Source organism: Dyadobacter sp. UC 10, assembly GCF_008369915.1.
Lineage (GTDB): Bacteria > Bacteroidota > Bacteroidia > Cytophagales > Spirosomataceae > Dyadobacter.
On the sequence record NZ_VSRN01000001.1, the window covers coordinates 1,744,024 to 1,766,491 of the forward strand.

General features: G+C 46.5%; 10 protein-coding genes. 3 read left to right on the top strand and 7 right to left on the bottom strand.

Annotation, left to right across the window (positions count from 1 at the left end; translation table 11 throughout):
• Nucleotides 1–40: 40 nt before the first annotated feature.
• Nucleotides 41–3,154, bottom strand: a complete 3,114-nt coding sequence (locus tag FXO21_RS06960; protein WP_149639417.1) for an efflux RND transporter permease subunit — start codon at nt 3,152–3,154, stop codon at nt 41–43.
• 13 nt (nt 3,155–3,167) lie between these two features.
• The gene (locus tag FXO21_RS06965; RefSeq protein WP_149639418.1) at nt 3,168–4,241 is read right to left on the bottom strand and encodes an efflux RND transporter periplasmic adaptor subunit; all 1,074 of its coding nucleotides are present in this window, start codon (nt 4,239–4,241) and stop codon (nt 3,168–3,170) included.
• Between the two features lie 233 nt (nt 4,242–4,474).
• On the opposite strand from FXO21_RS06965, the gene FXO21_RS06970 reads away from it, so the two are divergent.
• A complete protein-coding gene (locus tag FXO21_RS06970; RefSeq protein ID WP_149639419.1) occupies nt 4,475–10,528 on the top strand; it encodes an alpha-2-macroglobulin family protein in 6,054 nt (2,017 codons plus the stop codon).
• 29 nt (nt 10,529–10,557) lie between these two features.
• Nucleotides 10,558–11,574 (top strand): RNA ligase family protein, encoded by a 1,017-nt coding sequence (locus tag FXO21_RS06975; RefSeq protein WP_192579174.1) that lies wholly within the window; start codon nt 10,558–10,560, stop codon nt 11,572–11,574.
• On the opposite strand, the gene FXO21_RS06980 is transcribed toward FXO21_RS06975, so the two are convergent.
• Nucleotides 11,552–12,784 (bottom strand): DegT/DnrJ/EryC1/StrS family aminotransferase, encoded by a 1,233-nt coding sequence (locus tag FXO21_RS06980; RefSeq protein WP_149639421.1) that lies wholly within the window; start codon nt 12,782–12,784, stop codon nt 11,552–11,554. The two genes, FXO21_RS06975 and FXO21_RS06980, sit on opposite strands and share 23 nt — an antisense overlap.
• A gap of 143 nt (nt 12,785–12,927) precedes the next feature.
• On the opposite strand from FXO21_RS06980, the gene FXO21_RS06985 reads away from it, so the two are divergent.
• Nucleotides 12,928–14,211, top strand: a complete 1,284-nt coding sequence (locus FXO21_RS06985) for a hypothetical protein (RefSeq protein WP_149639422.1) — start codon at nt 12,928–12,930, stop codon at nt 14,209–14,211.
• Here FXO21_RS06985 and FXO21_RS06990 read toward each other — a convergent pair whose 3' ends face one another.
• The 4 genes from FXO21_RS06990 to FXO21_RS07005 all read right to left on the bottom strand — a co-directional run bounded on the left by FXO21_RS06990 (nt 14,212) and on the right by FXO21_RS07005 (nt 22,462).
• Nucleotides 14,212–15,993, bottom strand: a complete 1,782-nt coding sequence (locus tag FXO21_RS06990) for a purple acid phosphatase family protein (protein WP_225865602.1) — start codon at nt 15,991–15,993, stop codon at nt 14,212–14,214.
• A gap of 17 nt (nt 15,994–16,010) precedes the next feature.
• Complete coding sequence (locus FXO21_RS06995; protein ID WP_409014747.1) at nt 16,011–17,285, bottom strand: hypothetical protein; 1,275 nt, start codon at nt 17,283–17,285, stop codon at nt 16,011–16,013.
• A gap of 100 nt (nt 17,286–17,385) precedes the next feature.
• The gene (locus FXO21_RS07000) at nt 17,386–19,098 is read right to left on the bottom strand and encodes a SusD/RagB family nutrient-binding outer membrane lipoprotein (protein WP_149639423.1); all 1,713 of its coding nucleotides are present in this window, start codon (nt 19,096–19,098) and stop codon (nt 17,386–17,388) included.
• Between the two features lie 40 nt (nt 19,099–19,138).
• Nucleotides 19,139–22,462, bottom strand: a complete 3,324-nt coding sequence (locus FXO21_RS07005) for a SusC/RagA family TonB-linked outer membrane protein (RefSeq protein ID WP_225865603.1) — start codon at nt 22,460–22,462, stop codon at nt 19,139–19,141.
• Between the last annotated feature and the right edge of the window lie 6 nt (nt 22,463–22,468).

The following is a 22,468-nucleotide window of genomic DNA, read 5'->3' on the forward strand; positions in this document are numbered from 1 at the left end:
ACACAAAATGCCGGTTTTTTTGTTAGTCAAATATTCAAAATCAAAAATGAGCTTCCTCTTCCAGCTCACTATCATGTGCTATTCGTTCGATCATCCGCATTTTCTCGTAGTTTTTGGGGCGCGAAAAGAAGGTATAGATCGCGGGGATCACGTATAGTGTCAATACAAGTGAAAAGAGTAAGCCACCCATAATTACGATTCCCATTGACATCCGGCTTTTACCCGCCGAACCTAATGCCATCGCAATAGGCAAAGCCCCGAGGATTGTCGCTAAACTGGTCATTAAAATCGGCCTGAAACGTAGCGTCGCCGCTTCCAGTGCTGCTTCCTGGATACTTCTCCCCTGCTCCCGCAGCTGGTTCGCAAACTCCACAATCAGAATACCATTCTTAGTCACCAAGCCAATCAGCATAATCATTCCGATCTGGCTGAAAATATTCAGGGTCTGATCAAAGAACCAGAGCGAAAATACAGCCCCGCCTATCGCAAGCGGTACCGTGAACATGATTATAAACGGATCGACAAAGCTTTCGAACTGAGCTGCTAAAATAAAGTAGATCAATATCAATGCGAGAAAAAACGAGAACATGGTATTGGACGAACTCTCTGCGTAATCTCGTGACGCGCCACTCAATGCTGTTTGAATAGTCTCGTCTTTCAATTTGTCCCTGATCCTGTCCATTGCAGTAATACCGTCGCCAATGGTTTTTCCGGGTGCCAATGCAGCCTGTACCGTCGCGCTCATGTACCGGTTGTAGTGGAAAAGTTGCGGCGGGCTGCTTTCTTCCTCGGCTTTGACGATGTTATCAAGCTGTACCAGCGTGCCGTTGCTCGTTTTCACAAACATACTTTTCAAATCCAGCGGCTCGTCGCGGTTAATGCGGTCGTATTGCCCGATCACCTGATATTGCCTGCCGTTCATCGTAAAATAGCCGAAACGCTGCCCGGCAAAAGCCAGCTGCATGGTTTGAGCCACATCCTGTACGGAAACACCGAGCGACTTGGCTTTCTCACGGTCAATCGATATCTGAATCTCCGGCTTACTGAATTTGAGGTTTACGTCGGTGATCGCAAATGTTGGATCATTGGAAGCTTCTTCCATGAATTTTGGAAGATATTCTCTCAGCTTTTCGAAATCCGGCGCCTGGATCACATATTGGATCGGCAGGCCGCCGCGTGAGTCTACCGAAATTGTCTGCTGCTGCACTACAAAGGATTTTGCGTCGGGCATCAGCTTCAATTTCTGATTAATGTAATCCGCGATCTCCTGCTGAGTTTCCTTCCTGAATTCTTTATCAACCAGTGCAATCCTTCCGCTTCCGGTATTTGCGGCCCCTAAACCAGAGTTACCTGGTGAAGTAATGAGCATCAGCCCTTTTTTACCGGGCATGGAGTCCATCAGCATATCGCTGACACTCTTAACGTAACGGTCCGTAAATTCAAAAGACGATCCTTCGGGCGCCGTCATCGTGATCCTGAACCAGTTGCGATCGTCAAGCGGAGCAAGTTCTGATTGCAGGTCCTTTCCGAAAAACCAGATCATGCCAACAGTAATCAGTACCAGCGGTGCGGCTACCCAGCGCATTTTCAGAAACCGCGCAAGCGCATTACCGTAATTATCCGTGATTTTCTCAAAAAAAGGTTCGGTTTTTTCATAAAACCAGCTCCTCTTATGTGTTTTACGTACCAGGTAGGCATTCAGCATCGGGGTTAGCGTCAGTGACACAAATGCGGAAATCAATACAGCTGCGGAAATTACAATCCCAAATTCGCGAAACAACTTTCCGACAAAGCCTTCCATAAAAATCACCGGCAAAAACACGGAAGCCAATGTGATGGAAGTTGATAAAACGGCGAAAATAATTTCGTTAGCTCCTTTAATAGCAGCCTCAATAGGCCCCATTCCCTGCTCAATCTTCTTGAAAATGTTCTCCGTCACCACAATACCATCGTCGACCACCAGCCCGGTGGCCAACACGATCGCCAGCAATGTGAGTACATTGATCGAGAAGCCCATGATGTACATAATGAAGAACGTACCGATCAGGGAAACCGGAATATCGATCAGCGGGCGGAAGGCGATCAACCAATCCCGGAAAAACAAATAGATGATAATTACTACCAGGATAATCGCAATCAAAAGGGTTTCTCCAACTTCCTCAATGGATCTTTCAACAAAAATCGTGTTGTCGATCAGTGTATCGAGCTGGTAATCCTTGGGCAGTTCTTTTTTGATATCGGCCATTCTTTTGTTGACCTCCTCCGCGATATTCAGATAGTTGGCTCCGGGCATCGGCGAGATCGCGAGTCCGATCATGGGGATATTATCCAGCCTTAATATCGTTTCCTCGTTCTCAGGCCCCAACTGCGCAAAACCTATATCTTTCAAATGAATCGTTTGCGTCGCGGAATTTTTGACGATCATTTCATTAAAGTCCTCCTCAGTCCTGAACCTGCCGATCGTCTTGACCGTGAGCTCCGTATTGTCCCCCGCCAGTTTTCCACTGGGTAACTCCACATTTTCCTTGTCGAGTGCCACTTTAATATCCTGCGTCGTGATGCCCAGGGAAGCCATCTTGATCGGATCCATCCATACGCGCATCGCGTATTTTTTTTGCCCGAAAATCCGTATCTCACTTACTCCTTCAATGGTTTGAAGTCGCTGCGCGATCACGTTTTCGGCGTAGTCACTTACTTCCAGGTGGGACCTGGTGTCACTTTTAAAGGTCAATACGATAATAGGCTCCGAATTGGCATCGGCCTTACTTACCACGGGCGGGCCGTCGATATCGAGCGGCAAAGTCCGTGAGGCAGATCCTACTTTGTCACGCACATCATTCGCTGCCCGTTCCATATCCACACCAATATCGAATTCTACCGTGATCTGGCTGGTACCCTGGCTGCTGGTTGAATTAATCGATTTAATCCCTTCAATACTGTTCAGCTGCTTTTCGAGTGGCTCTGTGATCTGGGATTCAATAATGTCTGCATTCGCTCCGGTATAGCTTGTCCTGATCGAAACTACGGGCGGATCGATAGAAGGGAATTCACGCATTCCCAGGAATTTATAGCCCAGAAACCCGAAAAGAATGATCAGCAGGTTCATGACAATCGCAAGAACCGGCCGCTTGATAGAGAGTGTTGAAATACTCATAATAGGTAGGATATCAGTTCACCTTAACGGCTGTGTTTGGCTTGATTGCGATAATTCCCGAAGTAATCAGTGAATCGCCCTGCTGCAATCCTTCGATAACCTGAATTTTCTTGTCGGTCCGTAAACCGGTCGTAACCATCACTTCCTGCGCTTTGCCATTTTTTACAACAAAAACCTTCTTACCCTTCAAAACGGGCACTATTGCCTCCGTTGGGATCATCAGGGCCTTTTTGTTTGCATCAAGGTCTGCGAGGATTTTCACAAACATGCCGGGAACGAACCTGTCGCCCGGATTCTGGGCAATCGCACGCACCCTTAGCGTCCGCAGACTTTCATCCACTTTGGGATCAATCGCTAAAATTTTAGCGTGATAAGTCGACGGATCACCGTCCAGGCTGAATTTGACTGTATTTCCTACCCGGATATCAGGCGTATATTTTTCGGGAACTGTAAAATCGATTTTGACAGGATTGCTCTGAACAATCGTTACGATGGGCGTACCCGGAGCCAGATATGCGCCTTCACTAATGTATTTCAATCCGATCTTCCCGCTGAATGGTGCGCGGATCTCCGTTTTTTCCAGCTGTGCTTCCAATACCTCTTTCTCCGCCTCAAGTAATTTGATATTATTCGAAGTTACATCATACTCTTCCAGATTGATCGCCTCTACATTGAGCAGCTTCTTCTGCCGCGCTTCGATTTTCCTGCTCAGATCCTGATTGTATGCTACTTTCTGCAACTGCGCCTGCAACTCTCGGTCGTTAATTTTTGCGATCAGCTGCCCTTTAGTAATATAAGCTCCCTCCTTGATGTCAAGCTTCACTAGCCTGCCCGAAGTTTCGGCCATCAGGTTTACTTCTTCGTTGGGCAATACAGTGCCTGATGCAAATATTTGATTCTCAATAGTTTCATTTCCAACAACAAATACATTTACCGGCACTGCTCCCCCTCCGGAGGAATTTGCGGTTTTTCCCCCCGACCCTTTTGTTCCTACCGGGCTCTTGTCTGATCCTGGCTTGGAGAAGATAAATAGCTTTCCAATTACCAGGCCGACAATGATAATCCCGACCAGCATGATTGTACGCATGAGTTTACTTTAAATAAATTTCGTTCAAAAAGATTACTGATAATTTATATTTCCTGGAGAGTACTATTTAAAGATAGTTCTTATTGTAGAAAGCGGCAATCAGTAATTTTTATACTTCTCCCGAAGTGGAAAGTTGCTGTTACATTTGGTAATCAATATCTCCTTTTGCTAATTCATTTCCGCCACTCAATCGAGTTTTAGTATATTGAGTTTGATCGTCTATACCTGTCAAAATGAGCAAATCTCACAAACTTTCGATTCTTCTTTTCACACTATCCATATTCTTTTCAACTATGCACACAAACGGCCAGAATCCGGTCAAGACCTATGATGCCGACTGGAAAAAAGTGACAGACTTACAGGCGAAAGGTCTCAGCAAATCTGCATTGACGGAAGTCCGGGAAATTTACACGAAGGCCAAACGCGAGAAACAGCACGCGCAGTTGATCAAGGCAGCGATCAGTATGGTCAGTTTGCAGGCGGAGAACCGGGAAGACAGTGAGATTGCTGCTATTCAGGATTTTGAAAAAGAGCTTGCTGGCAGTTCGGGTGTTGTGAAATCGATTTTGAGCAGCCTTACTGCGAGTCAGTATTATCAATATTACCAATACAAAAGATGGCAGCTCTACCGGCGCACGGAAACTTCCGGCTTTGTCAAAAACGATATAAACACCTGGTCGACAGGCGATTTCCACCAAAGAATCACCGAATTGTACCTGGCGTCGCTTGAAAATGAGCAAGAGCTGAGGCAGACGAAGCTCGAACCATTTGATGCAATTATTACAAAAGGCAATTCCCGTCACCTGCGACCGACTTTATATGATTTGCTGGCGCACACGGCATTAAGCTACTTTTCGTCCGACGAGCGGGAATTAAAAAAGCCGACTTACGCATTTGAGATCAATGCTGCCTCTGCCTTTGATCCTGCTGCCGATTTTATACACCGGAAGTTTGAAACCAAAGATTCGGCCTCACTGGAATGGTATGCATTAAAACTTTACCAAAAACTCCTTGCATTTCATATCAATGATCCAAAATCTGACGCGCTGATCGATGCCGACCTGCTGCGTATTCAATATGTCAAGCAAAAATCGGTTCATGAAAACACCGACGAACTTTATTATCAGGCTATTAACCACCTGGCCAACCAATATCAGCAAACGCAGGCAGCGGCACAGGCCTGGTATTTACTGGCGAGCTACCATTTCGAGCGCGGGAGCAAATACAAACCAGGAGACGACACCACCGACCGGTTTGAGAAAGTCAAAGCGGTGTCTCTTTGCAAGGAAATTATCAAGCAAAATCCTGGCACGGAAGGTGGGATCAATGCTGCCAATTTGCTGAACAACATCCGTCAAAAATCTCTGGAATTTAATGCGGAGCAAGTAGTGGTTCCGGAAAAGCCATTTTTGCTTTTTATGCAATTCAAAAATATTAATAAACTCTATCTCAGGCTTGTAAAAGCAACAGCGGCACTGAAAACGGGCTTTGAAGAACGAGATAGTGACGTTTTCTGGCGGACCGTTTCAAAAGCGCCGCCGATCAGGCACTGGGAACAGGTTTTGCCGGACACCAGGGATTTCCAGAAACACAGCGTGGAAATTAAGGCTGACGCGCTGCCTGTCGGAGAATATATGCTACTCGCCAGTTCAAGTCCCGATTTTTCGGATACACAATCTGTCGGCGGCGTGCGGCTTTTGTATGTGAGCAATATCAGCTACGTGCAGCGTGAGCGCGACCATTTTGTATTGAACCGGGATACAGGTCAGCCACTTGCAGGGGCTACTGTGAAAAGGTGGGATTCGATGTTCGACTACAAAACGAGGACTTACAAGAAAAGTCTCGGCGCCACTTATACGACCGATAAAAACGGGTATTTTAAAGAGAATGTCCCTAGTCAGAAGCAAGTTCAAGGGGAAGCTTTTGAAATTATTTACGGTAATGACAAGCTCTTCATTCAGGAAGCGACCACTGGTTATTATTATGACGAGATTGAAAAAAATGACATTAAAAACACGATCTACCTTTTCACTGACCGCAGCTTATATCGCCCGGGGCAAACTGTTTATTTCAAAGGTATTGCAGCAGCAGGAAACACTGTGCTGAAAGACAAGAACCGCAAAATCAAGATCGAGCTACGCAATGCGAATAGTAAAAATGTTGATTCTACAACAAAAACGGTCAACGATTTTGGAAGTTTCTCCGGCAATTTCGTGTTGCCCCGAACCGGATTGAATGGCTCTTTTTCCATTGTAGCTGACGATGAGCACGTTGTTTCGTTTCATGTTGAAGAATACAAGAGGCCCCGATTCGAAGTACGTTTTGACACATTACGGCATACCTATAAGCTAGGAGACACAATTCGTGTTACGGGAAATGCGACTGCCTATGCGGGCAACCCGATCGACGGGACCAAAGTAGTATACAGAATTGTGCGGAATGAAAGGTTTCTGTATCCCTGGACCCGCCGGGGCAGGTACTATCCTAGTAGTTCACCAAAAGAAATCGCGCACGGCGAAACGTTCACTGATCAGGCGGGCCAGTTCCTGGTGGATTTCGAAGCAATACCGAATGCAAAAACGGATAAGAACCTTGATCCGGTTTTTAACTATACGGTTTATGCGGATGTAACGGATACAAACGGAGAAACCCGGAGTGCAGAAGCAACGATTTCAGTCGCCTATAAGTCGATTTTGATCAAATCCAAAATCCCGGAAAAGCTGGCGGCTGACAGTCTGAAAAGTTTCAGGATCCGCACGGAAAACATGAATGGTGAATTTGTTTCCGCGCCGGTCTCCATCAAAGTTACCCGCCTTATTCCTGAAAGCCGCCTGATCCGCCCGCGTTACTGGGCACAGCCGGATTTATTTGTAATGACGAAATCCGAATTCATAGCCAGTTTTCCGCATGACGAATATGACCACGAAACCGAAAAGGAGAGCTGGCCGGAGCAGGAGGTTGTTTTTGAAAAGAGACAGCTGACTGCTGATAGTCAGGATATATTACTTACCAACAAGTTATCACCCGGATTTTACAAAATTAATATTGCCACGAAAGACGCAAATGGAGAAGATGTAGCTGATATCAGGTACATCGAGCTCATTGACAATGAGAATAAGAAGCTATCAAAACCTGAATACCAATGGACAGAAAGCGGCCCGGCGGTTGAACCCGGACAGGAAACGAATGTGAAAGTCGCAACTTCCGCAGGGGATGTTTTCGTGATCAGCAGCGCTGGTAAAAGTCAAAATCCGAGCAATTTTTCATTTTTCAATTTAAACAATGAAAAAAGAACATTCCCGCTTTTGGCAAAAGAAGAAGACCGTGGCGGATATGCAATCGACTATGTATTTGTAAAACACAACAGGGTCCATCAGGCGCAAAATTTCGTCACTGTGCCCTGGACGAATAAGGAGCTGAAAATTGCATATGAAACATTTCGTGACAAAACATTGCCCGGCAGTAAAGAGCAATGGAAAGTTAAAATTTCAGGTTACAAAAAGGAACAGGTAGCAGCCGAAATGCTGGCAAGTATGTACGATGTTTCGCTTGATCAGTTTCATCCGCATCAGTGGACAAAACCGGATCACTGGCCGGTGGGATTAATGTTGAATAGATGGCAGAATGGGATCAACTTTATGCCTAAAGATGCGGAAATTGTAAGCTTTCAATTGTTCGTCGGAAAGTACTTCCAAAAGAGCTATGATCAACTTCAGAGCACTTATACCTCGCCACTTTTCAGAGCAGGGGGTGGGAGTGTGCGCAATCGACTGAGCCTGGCACGAAATCAGGCAATATCGAAGAAAATGGATATACCCGAAGAGGAACTGTCCGCCGCACCTGCACCGCCCATGCAAGGTGACGAAGAAGCATTATCTGATCTAATGATAGTGAGCTACGGAGAACAAAAGCCTCAGCCTTCTCCACAATCCGGTTCCGTCGAGCCCCGGAAAAATTTTAATGAAACTGCATTCTTCCTTCCGCAGCTTCTGACTAACAAAAATGGCGAAATCGAGTTTTCATTTACACTTCCCGAAGCACTGACGCGCTGGAAATTTCAGGCGCTGGCGCATACCCCTGAGCTGGCTTTCGGGTATAGTTCGAAAGAGATCGTTACCCAGAAAGAACTGATGGTGCAGCCAAATGCGCCCCGTTTTTTCAGGGAGGGTGATCAAATTACATTCCCTGTTAAAGTTTCCAGTCTGGCAGATCGGGAGTTGAAAGGAACGGTTTCGCTGCAATTATTTGATACTGAAACGAATCAGGAAATAGATCAGCTTTTTAATAATACCACCGCGTCGCAATCATTTACGATCGCCGCGCGCCAAAGTGTTACAGTTGGTTTTTCAATTGAAATACCTCGAAATTTTATCAAAACAATCAGCTGGCGGGTCATTGCGAAAGCGGACGGATTGTCTGACGGAGAAGAAAATTCACTCCCGGTATTGTCGAATCGAATGCTGGTTACAGAAAGTCTGCCGCTGCAAATGCGGGAAACGGGCAAAAAGCAGTTCAAATTTGATAAACTGCTCAATTCTGCCAATTCCAAAACACTGACGCACGAATCCCTCACTGTTGAATACACCAGCAACCCGGCCTGGTACGCGGTGCAGTCACTTCCCTATCTGATGGAATATCCCTACGAATGTGCCGAACAGACCTGGAACCGCTATTATGCCAATGCACTGGCCAGCTCGGTAGTGAAAAACACGCCAAAAATCGCGCAGATTTTTGCTTCATGGAAAACATTGGATACAGCCGCATTGACAAGTAACCTGCAAAAAAACGAAGAGCTGAAATCAGTGCTGCTGGAAGAAACTCCCTGGGTTTTGGCGGCGAAGTCGGAATCCGAACAAAAGCAGAATATCGCACTACTTTTCGATTTGACGAAAATAAGCGGAGAGCTCGATGCTAACCTGGCCAAATTGAGAGAGATGCAAAATGAAACCGGTGGATTTCCGTGGTTCAAAGGCGGTCGTGACGACTGTTACATTACGCAATATATCGTTACCGGAATAGGTCGATTGTTGAGGAAAAAGGTGATTTCCAGCAACAAAGAATTGTATACGATCCTGGAAAAAGCATTCCCCTATCTCGACCGGATGATCAGGGAAGATTACGATCAGCTGATCAGGAGCAAAAGTAAATTGCAGGAATTCACTCCCTCCCCGCTGCAAGTTCAATATCTGTACCTTCGAACCTGTTTCGATGACCTGCCTATTTTGGCCAGCTCGGCCAAAGCTTACGATTTTTTTACAGCGCGCGCAAAAGCAACCTGGGTTAGCCAGTCAAAGTACCTGCAAGGAATGATCGCATTAACTCAGCATCGGTCCAAAGATGCTGTTACGGCGAAGGCAATCCTGAAATCGCTTCGTGAAACAGCGATCAATAGCGAAGAGTTGGGTATGTATTGGAAAAACAACCGCAGCTGGTGGTGGCAAAATGCGCCTATTGAACAGCAGGCACTACTTATTGAAGCCTTCCATGAGATAGAGGGCAACAGTGTAACCGTTGACGATCTGAAAGTCTGGTTGTTGAAAAACAAACAAACCAATAATTGGGAGAGTACAAAAGCCACCGCCGATGCCTGTTACGCACTTTTGATGACAGGTTCAGACTGGCTTTCGGAGAAAAAAGCGGTATCTGTCCATTTGGGTGATTTAGCGGTAACAACCGCACCGGACGATCTGCAAGCTGGCACCGGCTACTTTAAAAAATCTTTCCAAAAAGCAGATGTGCAGGCTGCAATGGGAAATGTTCAGATTGAGGTAAATAGTCAAAATGCATCTAAGTCGACCAGCTGGGGCGCTGTGTACTGGCAGTATTTTGAAGATCTGGACAAAATTACATTTGCAGAAACACCGTTAAAACTTTCAAAAAAGCTGTTTGTTGAGAAAAAGACAGACCGGGGTCCGGTGTTATCGGCTGTTAGTGAAATCGACAGTCTGAACGTCGGAGACAAACTGGTGGTACGTATAGAGCTGCGGGTCGACCGGGATATGGAATATGTCCACATGAAAGATATGCGCGCTTCGGCATTGGAACCGGTAAATGTATTAAGCGGGTACAAGTGGCAGGATGGATTGGGATATTACGAATCCACTAAAGATGCGAGTACCAACTTCTTTTTCGATCAGTTGCGGAAAGGCACTTATGTATTCGAATATTCGCTTTTTGTCAATCATGCGGGAGATTTCAGCAACGGTATTACCAGCATTCAATGCATGTATGCACCCGAATTTACGGCACATAGCGAGGGGACTAGGGTCAGGGTTTTAAAGAACTGAGCTTACTGTCACACACTAATTAAATGACTATGCAACATACACTGGAATATGAAAAGATACCTTCCAGCCTCAAAGAACTGATAACCGACGAGGCTGCTTTCAAGCAATTTAATAAACTAACCTGGGTAGCCACAGAGAAAATCCACGGTGCCAATTTCAGGTTTATTTATCATGATAAAAGCCTGCTGTTTGGCAAACGGAAGGAATTGCTGACCTGGAAAGATGATTTCTTCGGGTTCCAGATCGTAGCGGCGGCGCTGGAAGAGCGGGTAGTCCATTTGTTTGAGACAATTGTGAAGGATTATCAGACAAAAAATGTCATCCTTTACGGAGAACTCTTTGGCGGACTCTATCCACACGAACAAGTCGCTATTAATAAAGATGTCGAAGCAGTTCAAAGCGGCATTTTTTATTCGCCTAACATTGATTTTTGCGCTTACGACATTGCTTTTGAAAATCCTTCCAACAACCGAAAAGTGTATGTGAGTTACCAGAATGCGCTCGGTTACTTTGAGAGATTTGACATTTTTCACGCGAAACCGCTTCAAACCGGGAAACTTTCAGATTTGCTGAATATTACTCTCTGTTTTGAAACCCGCATTCCCGCGCAGCTTCATTTACCTTCAATTGAAAACAACCTGGCGGAAGGTGTTGTGATCAAACCCTTTTCGGACCATTCTCCGGAAGCAGCTTCCCGCCCGATATTAAAATTGAAAAACCCTGAATTTGAAGAGAACAGGAAATTCCATCAGGCAAGAAAATGGTCATTTATCCCCGATGTAACTTCCATATCCCAGGATCTCGATTTTCTGTTGCAGGATTTGTTTCAATATGTAACTGCAAACCGGCTAAACAATGTGATTTCCAAAATCGGCAAGCCAAATTCCGACGAGCGCTGGAAACAGATCGAGCAGGAATTTCTGGAAGATGTGTTTACAGAATTTAATAACTGCAACGATCACATACTTTCGGAAGTAACTCCTACGCAACATCAATGGATTTCGGACAGGTTAAAAGCGGAGATCAGGCGTTTACCGAATTTTTGACAACAATGCGCTGAATCTTTGCGATCGCCGCAGCGAATGCTTCCATATCATTTTTATCACCCAGCAAAGCATGCTGCAAAATCCAGACCGCATCGGTACTGCATGCTCTTTCTGCTTCCGGGCAATGTACTGCCGAGTAATCCGCTGACCCGGGGATCGCATAGCACATGAAATTCTTATTCTGAAAAAGGGGCTGTTTGTAAAGTGGCTGTGGATATCCTTTGAAGCTGGGAACGCCCTCAGCAGCCAGCATAGCGGCAAAATTATCTTTGCTGACACCACCGAATTTGGCGGCATCATATTTAAATATGTAGATATGATAACAATGCAGCGTGATATCAACACTTCTGTCCAGAGGCTCGACACCATCTATTTTAGCTAAAAGTGAATTCAGATAAAGTCCATTCTCATTTCTCAGTCTGGTTTGGGCTTCCAACCTTTTCAGCTGAGCGGAAAGCAGTACCGCCTGCATCTGGGTAATGCGATAATTACAACCCGGATTATAATGCTCATACCACTGCCCGCCTTCGATACGTCCCACATTTCGCAGCGAATGCATCATCGCGTAAAGTTCATCATCGTCGGTAACCACAATCCCCCCTTCTCCCGAAGTGAGGTTTTTGGATGATTGAAAACTAAAACTCCCCACATGCCCGATAGAGCCTAGTTTTTTGCCTTTATATTCAGCCCCGTGCGCATGTGCTGCGTCTTCAATCACTTTCAGACCATACTTTTTCGCAATAGCCATGATCGCATCCATGTCACACGCCAGCCCACCGAAATGGACCGGGATGATCACTTTGGTCCTCGGCGTGATCGCCGCTTCAATCGCTGCCGAACTGATATTATAGGTTGCCGGATCAATATCCACGAAAACCGGCACACAGTTACATTCGATTACGGAAGAGGCCGTCGTGATAAAAGTATAAGGAGGCACAATCACTTCGTCGCCCGGCTTTACGCCGCACGCAATCAGTGCCAAACGCAGTGAGACCGACCCGTTTACACAGGTAATCGCGTATTTACTGCCGCAATAGGCCGCAAACTCAGCTTCAAATCTGGCGACCTCATCTCCGCAATCCGGGTTCCCCCATTTACCGCCAGCCACAATATCCCTGACTGCATTTATTTCCTGTTCGTCAAAAACCGGCCAGTTAAAACTTTTATCAATGGACTTCTGACCGCCGTGGATCGCCAGTTTCTCGCTCATAATTGGTGTAATCAAATGTTGTGTGAATCCTTAGATATACTGCCCGACCTGTTTTTTGGACTACTTAGGCGTTGCGCCTTCACCTGCATAGTCCATTTTACAATCAGCCAAGTATTTTTCTAACAGACATTTACCTGCATGATATGAACAACCGACCATTGCTATTTACCCTCCTTATTGCCGGCATGTCTTTTGGAACCGCCTGGGCCATTCGCGGACAATTCGGTCACGAGCAAGGCGCTGCCTGGGCTGCGGGAATCGGTGGATTAAGTATTGTCCTGCTTTCGAAGCGGGCAGATTGGTACGCCAAAGCATTTCAGCTTTCCCTCGCCTCAGCAATCGGCTGGGGTATCGGAGGCATTATCAGTTACGGGAAGGTGGTAGGGTACGCGCGTGGGCTCGACTTCGGGAATGTATACTATGGACTCGCAATGCTGTTTGTGATCGGCGGATTATTTGGTTTGATCGGTGGCGGGCTTTTCGGGCTTACCCTTGCTTCCAGCCGCTCCAAACCTGTGAACTGGCCGCAGCTGCTGACTGAAATGGTAGCGGGAGCAGTGCTGTTTTATTATTTTCTGATTGAAGAAATGGGCTGGCTGATGACGCCACCACGCTCGGAGGCCTGGGCGGCTTGCTTTGGCATCGTAATCGCGCTGTTTTGGCATATGATCCGGTACAGACAATATGCTGCGATCCGGGTAGCGATTATGGCTGGTTTTGGAGGAGGGTTCGGGTTTGCGTTTGGAAATTTTCTTCAGGTAATGGGAAATTCCAGCGGTATTAAATTCAATTTCTGGAATGTAATGGAATACTCGATCGGTTTCTTCGGCGGCATCGGAATGGCATATGGTACGTTTACTTCCAAATGGGAAACTGGTGAAACTGACTCACAAAAAAGTGCAATGATCACACCCGTTTTGCTATTAGCATTAATTATTCCACTGGTCGTCTGGGACCAGTCATTTGGAGCGGAGCGGCTGGTTGAAATTTTTAAGAGCGCCGATCCGCTCGCTGATAGTGCCGCTGTTACTACAAGCGTTCAATGGATTTCCTTTTTACTGGCCACTACTTTTGGCGCGTACTGGCTGTATTACTATTTAAAACCTGCAAATCCATTTTCTGAGCTGAGCGCCAAAAACTTGCACCGCTATTTTCTGACCTATTTTGGCCTATATATTAGTTTCAGCATCCTGATTACCGGCGCATTCATGAGCCTTTACAGGATAGAGCAATACCTTTATATTATCAATTTCGTAGTCATCGCATTCCTCGTCAGAAAGTCGGCTCCCATATTTTCCGACCGTGGATTAAACATGAGCCGCTGGGCGGTCAATCTGTTTTTTACCCTCGCTTTTCTGGCGATTCTCACTGCGCTGGCGATTAGTTCACATGAAGAATTGAAAGGCGCTCAACTCAGATTTGAATAACTACTTTTCAATCATCAATTCGTCCTTCAAAACACCCTCAGGATCCAGACAACGATAGAATAATTTATCGCCCTTAATAGCAATATGCTGATAAAGCGGCCCGTCCTTATATCGTTTTACAGCATAACTTTCGTCGGGCCAGCGCACTTGCTTGCCCGGAATACTGATCGACATGGTGTAAATCGTACCCTTCGAAGGATCACTCACCGGCTTCCCCGCATGCATAGGCTGCGTGCGCAAATAGTAGTGCATATGCCCGCTCATGACCATATCGACGTGGTATTTATCAAACAACGTGCCCCATTCTTTCATAATTTCGTCATAAGGTTCTTCGAAATTATAGGGCGGAAAATGGAACGTCGCAAATTTCCACTTCACTTTACTATTCTTTAATTGTTCTTCCACCCATTTACTTTGATCAGGAACCGACAAAGTCGCATCAAGCATTAAGAACAATGCATTCTGATATTCAAAGGAATAAGTCATTTCGGAAGGCTGACCCGCCGGACCATTTTCAGGCAAACTGAACATTTCCTTATACATCCAGGCACCGAGACCGTCCTGGCTGTCGTGATTTCCGGGAACGGGCATCAAAGGCCGGGTCGTAAAGGTTTTTTCTGAATAATCCCACAAATGGTCCCAATCGTCGCGATGCAAGCCGGTCGTAACCAGGTCGCCGGCAATGGAGAAAAAGGCCGTTTCGGGATGTCGTTTAATAGATTTTTGCGCCATATCTCCCCAAATCGAAGAGAAATGCGTGTCACCAAACCAGATAAATGAGAAATCCTCAGCCTTTTCGGCAGCCGTCTTGAACGAAGCTTGCGCCTCCCAGCCATTATTTCCTGATCTCAAACTGTAACCATAGTCCGAACCTGGTTTCAGGTTGTTAAGCTTTGCAGTAAACCTGTTTACTAACCTGTCATTCTGCAAAAGCCGGTCTTCCATTTTAAATGCGGAGGCATCAGCGAACAATGTATCCCTGCTGCCGGTTACCCAGTATTTGACGCTACCTGATGTAATTTCCGTATTTGTTCTCCATTGCAGATCAACAGTCGTTTTCGGATCGCCGCTCCATGTCAGCATTACCTGGTCAGGATGAGCGGACGAAGGGGTATCCGTAGTCCTGAAAGCCTTTACTAAATGGGCCTCGCGCGCCCGGCCTCTTACTGTTGTAAATAAGGTTTGCCCTTTCAATACATCCGGAACTTCGGTTAGCACCAATCCGTCCCAATCATGGTATGTGAATGCGCCTTTCTGCATTGTACTCAGATTATATCCAGCGGGATATACATTTGTAATTTCCAGTTTGTCAGCAGAATTCAGCGGAGCAACGCTTATGAAATATACTGGCCGATGTTTATCAAAACCATTGATTCCCAACGCTACTTCTCCTTTTTCAAAATCCTTTTGCCAGACTTCGTAGGTATATTCTTCGTTCCTGACCACCAGATCCTTTTTTTCGAAACCACTTTCGCTCAACCAGAATGGTACTACTTTCTGCGCCGTATCGCGCATTACCGAAACTTTTACCGGTACATTGGTGTCAAAAGTCCAAAACCTGGAAGCCAGGATTTGTTTGTCTCCGTTTGAGAGAAATTGCAGGATGTACTGCTCTGAAATAGTATCCAGTTCCGCCGGTTTAAGGGTTTTGTAGAGCCGGGTCACGGCATTATCGATCACCTCTTTTACAGTACCGTCTACTTTGGCCCTCTCTGGTTTGCAGGAAGGAAAAAAGACAACTACGGCCAGCATTGCAAGTATTTGAATTCGCTTAAATTCCATTATTGTTTATTGATATGTCAGTTTTGATTTGCGGGTTTGGGACTTTCGTTAATTAGTTTCAGCGCGTGCTCCATATATATTTCCCCCGTCATTTCACCGAGACTAGTTCGGCTGATGTATTCATATCTTTTAAAACTGTTGAAATCCACCTTCGTCAGCATATAGCCAAACGCATCATTAGTTAATCCAAAAAGGAAAGGCTGTTTGGTGTGCATATGCCGCTTCACATAGTAGCCGATATTAGGCAATGCCTCACCGGGTACAGTGAGTATCTGAGCAGTTCCTACATTAAGCAGGTTCAACTGGGTTGCAACCCTGTTTTCAGCCGACATCTCATTTTTGATAGGTGACTTTTGAAGGATATACCGCATGATTTCCGCATCTACCGGAAATTCAACTTTTTGAGCTTTGCAATAGAGATCGGGATTAATCTGTACCGGTGCAATGTTGACGATACGCAGGGCTTCATCTGCAAGTAACCCGCCAATTCTTTTACATTCCTCCCAATCGTTTGCTTCTTTCCCGTTTTCACGTCTGTTATCCGCCGTGACCATTCCTCCCTGCGCCCCATTCATAAAAATCGCCACTCCGCCGGCCTGCGTCTCGATCCGGTCATACAAAGGCCCGCAAAGATCAGGACTGAGAATGCCTCTGCCCGATCCAATCACTTCCGGATGAATCGCGTAATTAATAAGCGTCGCAATCGCCCCTCCTTTTCGTGATCCTGAATTCGCAATCGCCTGAATCACGCCGCAACGTGGGTCGTATAGCTGTTCTGCGTAATAATTATAAGCGATTTTACCTTTTGCGTCAGCTACCGCAATCTTCAACGAAGCGTCTTCCAGATTCTCAACTGCTTCGTTAACGGCCTCGGCGATGAGTTTTACACAACGGTCGAGGTAGGCAAGATCCGCGAATGATTCGCCTTTTTCATTGGGAAAACCATAAGCATCCGGCCCGCTATGGGTATGCGTAGCGCCGATCAGAATATTCTCCGGAGGTATCCCTTTGACCAATTTTCGCGACTTGTTCCCGAGTGCGGCAGGCCAACCCAAATTGTCGACACTGACGATTGCAATTCGGGTATTTCCCTTTTCCAGCACCATTGCCCTGGCGTACAGCTCACCATTTTTCTGAGTTGCTTTTTTTGGTGTACCAATTCCACCTGATACGGGCAACAACGGATCCGGCGTAATGACCCGCACGGCCGCCCCGGCCCTGAACTTTTGGCCAGATACCGTCGGTACTAAACTTAGGAGCAGGCAGATGGTAATCAATAAATGCTTCATCATCCGGTATTCGAGTTTAAATTCCAGGTACAATCATTAAAAAAACCGGAACTGTCGGTACAGACAGCCCCGGTTTGATTCTATTCACCTCAAACAATTTCAATTACCATGGTTTCCCGGTTCCCTGCACCAGCCAAGGTTTCGACCACTGGCTGTTTTTCTTCCGCACACCTGAGAAGCTCGTTTCTTCCAGCTTATCAATAGCGCTTCTTACACTTGCGCCATTGTTGTTCAATTCGTTATTACTGTAAATAAAACGCAATGGTAACGCACGGGAACTTGGCGCAACGCCAGCGACCAGGGCAGGTAGCCCTGTTCTTCTGTAATCAAACCACGCCTCCGTCGACATGGTCCAGCTAGCAACCCATTTTTGTTCAAGAATCTGCGCCTGGGTGCCTTTATAGGCCACTTTTTTGATAAAAGTGTCGTACTGGTCTGCAATTCCCCATGTGGTGAGCGACTGCTTGATCGCGTTGTTATAATGCATTTCTGCACTTCCGGCAGCCCAGCCTTTCTGCGCAGCTTCCGCAAGGATAAACGAGGTTTCGGCAGCAGAAGCAAGTCTTGCTTTCAAAATCCCGTCTTTATTTCCCTGATAAGTATAACTAAGCTGGGATGCATGCTGATTTTGCACCTGCTGTCCCGTTGTTGGGTTTTCATTGAAATAGGTCGGGTCAAGCATGCTCGGAGGCACACCTACATATTCATTGGCATTGAGTGGGCCTTTGAACATGTCGGGATGCGAGGGTTTGTAAAGTGTCGGGTTGAAGTGGCGGGTAAACTTATGTCCTGCCGCGATCGCCGCCCGCAGTTCCTGCTCGGTGAGCGATTTCACTCCATTCTGTATCACGCCGTCTTTGCGGATAAACTCGTCCACTCCGGTTTTTAATGTCGCGTCAGAAACCCATCTCACGTGGACTGGCTGAAACCAAACTTTCAGGCGGGGGTCGCCGTTTGCGAGCAGGTTATCCATCAGCGTAGCGGCCGGCCTTCTCCTTCTCCAGTTGGACTGGCTTACATCGAATGCAACCGCAGTGGGCCAGGAGTCACCGGAAGCAGCGCCGATATAATCCATCACTGCGTCATCGGCGGCATCTTTCATATAAATTCCCGAAGTATGCACGGCCTCTATTCCGGATTTGGCAATATCAGGCAGCTTAGAAGAAATCCGCATGTAGTAACGCAGCAGCAACGAATTCGCAAACTTCTGCCACTTCTGGGTGTTTCCCGCAAAATATACATCATACCCTGTTGCATAACCCGCATTGTCGCCGGTAGCGAAAATGGCTGAGGCTGCTTTCAGGTCTTCGATTATTCCTTTATAGATCACTTCCTGGCTATCGAAAGCAGGTAACAGTTCACCTTCATCACCTTTCAATGCGTTGGTATATGGCGCGTCGCCCCACAAATCAGTGATAGTCCCAAAAATAAATGCACGCATAGTTAATGCAACCCCCTCGTGAAATTTAGAATTTGTTTCAACGGACCGCTTGTGGAGCAGGTTGTTATTGCGCAGGAAACCATACCAGGATTTCCATTCATCATCTTCTTCATTCCAGTTATAGTCGTTAAAACCATCTTTCCAGGCATCTTCCTGGGTGTGCTGGATCACGCCTGCGATCCGGCCATAACCCAGCCTCAGATATTGGTTACCGACACCCGCCATTACTGTGGGCATCAGCAGGTTGGGATTCGAGCTGTTCGGATCCACTCCATTTGGGTTTTCATTAATTTCCGTGAGGTTTTCCTTACAGGAAGTGACCGCCAGGATTGCGAAAATGAAAACGATTTTGGGTATATATTTTAAAATCTTCATTGTCTTATCATTAAAGAATGAGCAAAAAAGTTTGTTCAGATTAAAAATCGAAATTCAACTTAAACCCGAATGGAATAGTCCACGGCATTACGTTTTGTCTTTCGATTCCCTGACGGAAACCACCTCTGCCCGGATCCGCCCAGAACGCTCTTTCAGGGTCAATACCGATTTTAGCAGCATTCCACAGCATGATATTTCTGGTGTAAAGTGACACACTCGCATTCCGGATCGCACCGATCGTAGGTATTTTATAGGTCAGGGTGATTTCACGCAGCTTTACGAATGAAGCATCAAAGGTAACCTGCTGATTGAAGCTCCATGGATACACGGCAGTGATCGGCAGGTACTTGGTACCGGCACCACCCAGCCACTCGTGGTACTCACCTTTGCTATCCTGCCACACACCTGGAATGAACGCACCGTCACCATCTTCTCCAAAACCACCCGTAGCCGTCGTGTGGCCTCCTACTCTTGGGAAGTTCCCATTCTGAGGAATGATATATTTCTCCGGGTCAGATTTCAGCAATGCAACCAGCTCGTCAGGAGTATACAGGCCTCCCGGAATCAGATTATCAATCTGGCGTTGTGATTTCCAGTCAGACTCTCCGTAACGGTAGGTAAATGACATAAACTCACCACCCTGGCGCCAGTCAAAACTCAGGCCCAGTGAGAATCTTTTATAAGAAAGATTCATTTGTGCACCCAAGAGGAAGTCGGGATTGTAGTTACCTACCTTCACGTTAGTTTCTCTGCCGCCAATAGTCTGCCAGTCCATATCACCTTTACCCTCTTCATCATAAGCAATGATCGGCCAGCGGTAGTAAGGTGAATTTTTATCAGTCACCGTTGCGAAGCCGCGGCTGTAAATGTTACCGATCTGCTCTCCTACATAAGTATAGGCTCCGGCACCGTTTTCACCCCATTGTTCGAAATACGGAAAGTTAGGCGCAAGTTCCTTTACAGTAACCCGGTTACGACTAAAATTGGCGTTTATATCCAGCGTCCACCCGTTCGCATTACTGATTGGCGTACCGCCAAGACCAACTTCCCAGCCACGGCTGACAAGCTTTCCGGCGTTGATGTTTTTCATTGCATAACCGGTTGACGGTGCCATCGGTACACTGAAAATCTGGTTGGTGTTTGCGCGGTCGTAGTAGGTAATGTCAAATCTCAACCGGTTGTTAAACATATTCAGATCAACACCTCCTTCTGTCGAGGTAGCTATTTCAGGCAGCAGGGTTGGGTTCAACAGGGTTTCTCCCAGGTTTGCGGTCACCAGGTTACCCCAGCTTCCGGTGCCCAGGTTCGGGTAGAGCTGATAAGGATCAGTATCATTACCTACCTGCGCCCAGCCGCCTCTCAGCTTTAATAGCGAAATGGCCGAAGGCATATTAAATGTCGTGCTCGCCAGCCAGCTCAGCGACGCCGAGGGATAAAAATAAGAACGATTGGATTCCGGCAGCGTACTCGACCAGTCGTTACGTGCGGTCAGATCGAGATAGAGCTGGTTTTTGAAACCTACCGAAGCAAGTGCATACAAGCTGTAAATCGCTTTCTTGTAACTTCCGTTACCAACTATCCGGTTACTGACGGGAATATTGGAAATATTGTAAAGGCCTGGTACCGAAAGGTCTCTTCCGCCCAGATTAGAGCTGTTTCCCTTTTGCTGCATGATGTTACCACCCGCAGAAATATTGATATCGAAATCACTTGCTTTGATATTCTTTGTAATAAGAAAATCTGCATTGCTTTCATTACGGCCCACATTTTCAAGATAATAACCTCCTTTGGCCATACTTTTGTAGCTCCACGGAATTTTGGTCTCGCGGTCTTCATCGTACATATCCATGGAGTAGCGCGCAAATGCAGTCAGGCCAGGAGCGATCGTCCAGTCTAACTTAATATTTCCGTACAAACGGTCACGTGTATACGCGTTTGTCAAATGCTTGGCCAGAAAATATGGGTTGTCTGTTTCACCTTTTGCGACGGTAAGCTGCTCAATTTCCTCCAACCCCGGCTTCCATACACCTTTCAAATCGTTAATATCGTAGCTCGCCGAATAATACACAGCTTGCAGCGGGTTACCGTCGCGCTCGGAAGTCTGCGGGCGACTGTTTGAATTTGATCTGACGAAATTAAGGTTCGTGCTCAGTTTCAAATTTTTATGCATATCGAACGTTCCGGCCAGTGATAGCGAATTACGGTAAAGATCCGAGTTCGGAATCAGGCCGCGATTGCTCATATTGTTATATGAGACCCGGTACGTCGACTTATCCGTAGAGCCTGAAACGGTCAGGTTATTGGTTGAAGTAATCCCGGTTTGCAGGAAGTTCTTCATATTGTTTTTGTAAGAACGCAGCTCGGTGGGGATCGGGTTACCGTTTTCATCCAGCGGGCTGTTCCATTGCGCTTCTTTATTTCCTACGTCGAGCGCTGGTCCGCCCCAGTAAGCAGAGGATTCGTCTAGCTCAAATGGTCTTTCCCCATTTGCATATTTGTAGTGAAAATCCAGGAAGCGGTAAGGCTTTTCGAAAACGTTTGAAGTAGAGAAAGAAACACCCAACCCCTTTCCTTTTTTGCCTGATTTAGTGGTAATTAGAATCACCCCATTACCCGCGCGCGACCCGTACAATGCAGCCGCACTGGGTCCTTTCAAAACTGACATGCTTTCGATATCGTCAGGGTTGATATCCGAAATCGCATTTCCATAATCCACTTTGTTACCACTTCCTTTTTCACTGACATTCGCCAGGCTGTTTGCCAGCGGCACACCGTCGACTACAAATAGCGGCTGGTTGTTTTTCAGCGAAGCCGCACCACGGATGATGATACTGATAGATGAGCCTACACCACTCGTCTGGTTGATCGAGACACCGGAAACCCTTCCAGAAAGTGAGGTAAGAACGTTTTCGTTGGCCACGTTTGCAACATCTTTCCCTTCCACCTTACCTACATTATAACCGAGTGACTTGGTTTCTCTTTTAATACCCAGCGCCGTCACGACAGCTTCCTGCAGCGTGGCCACATTTTCTTCCAGCACCACGTCGACAACGCTTTTGCCATTTACGGGCACTTCAACCGTGTTGAACCCGATGTAAGAAAAAACAAGCACAACATTATCGCCGTCGGCATCGATTGTGTAAGTTCCAGACGCATCCGTGGTTGTTCCTGTTTGGGTACCTTTAACCAAAACATTCACTCCCGGTACCGCAACCCCGTCGACTGCCGAGGTAACTTTACCCTTGATCCTGTCAACTGCAACTGCTGTTTTCTTACGCTCAGCGGCCTTTTCCGGCCCAATTGCAAACGCAGGAATATCCGATCCTGAAAAGAAGAGCAAAGCGAGCAAACATCGTGCTGCCATTTTTAA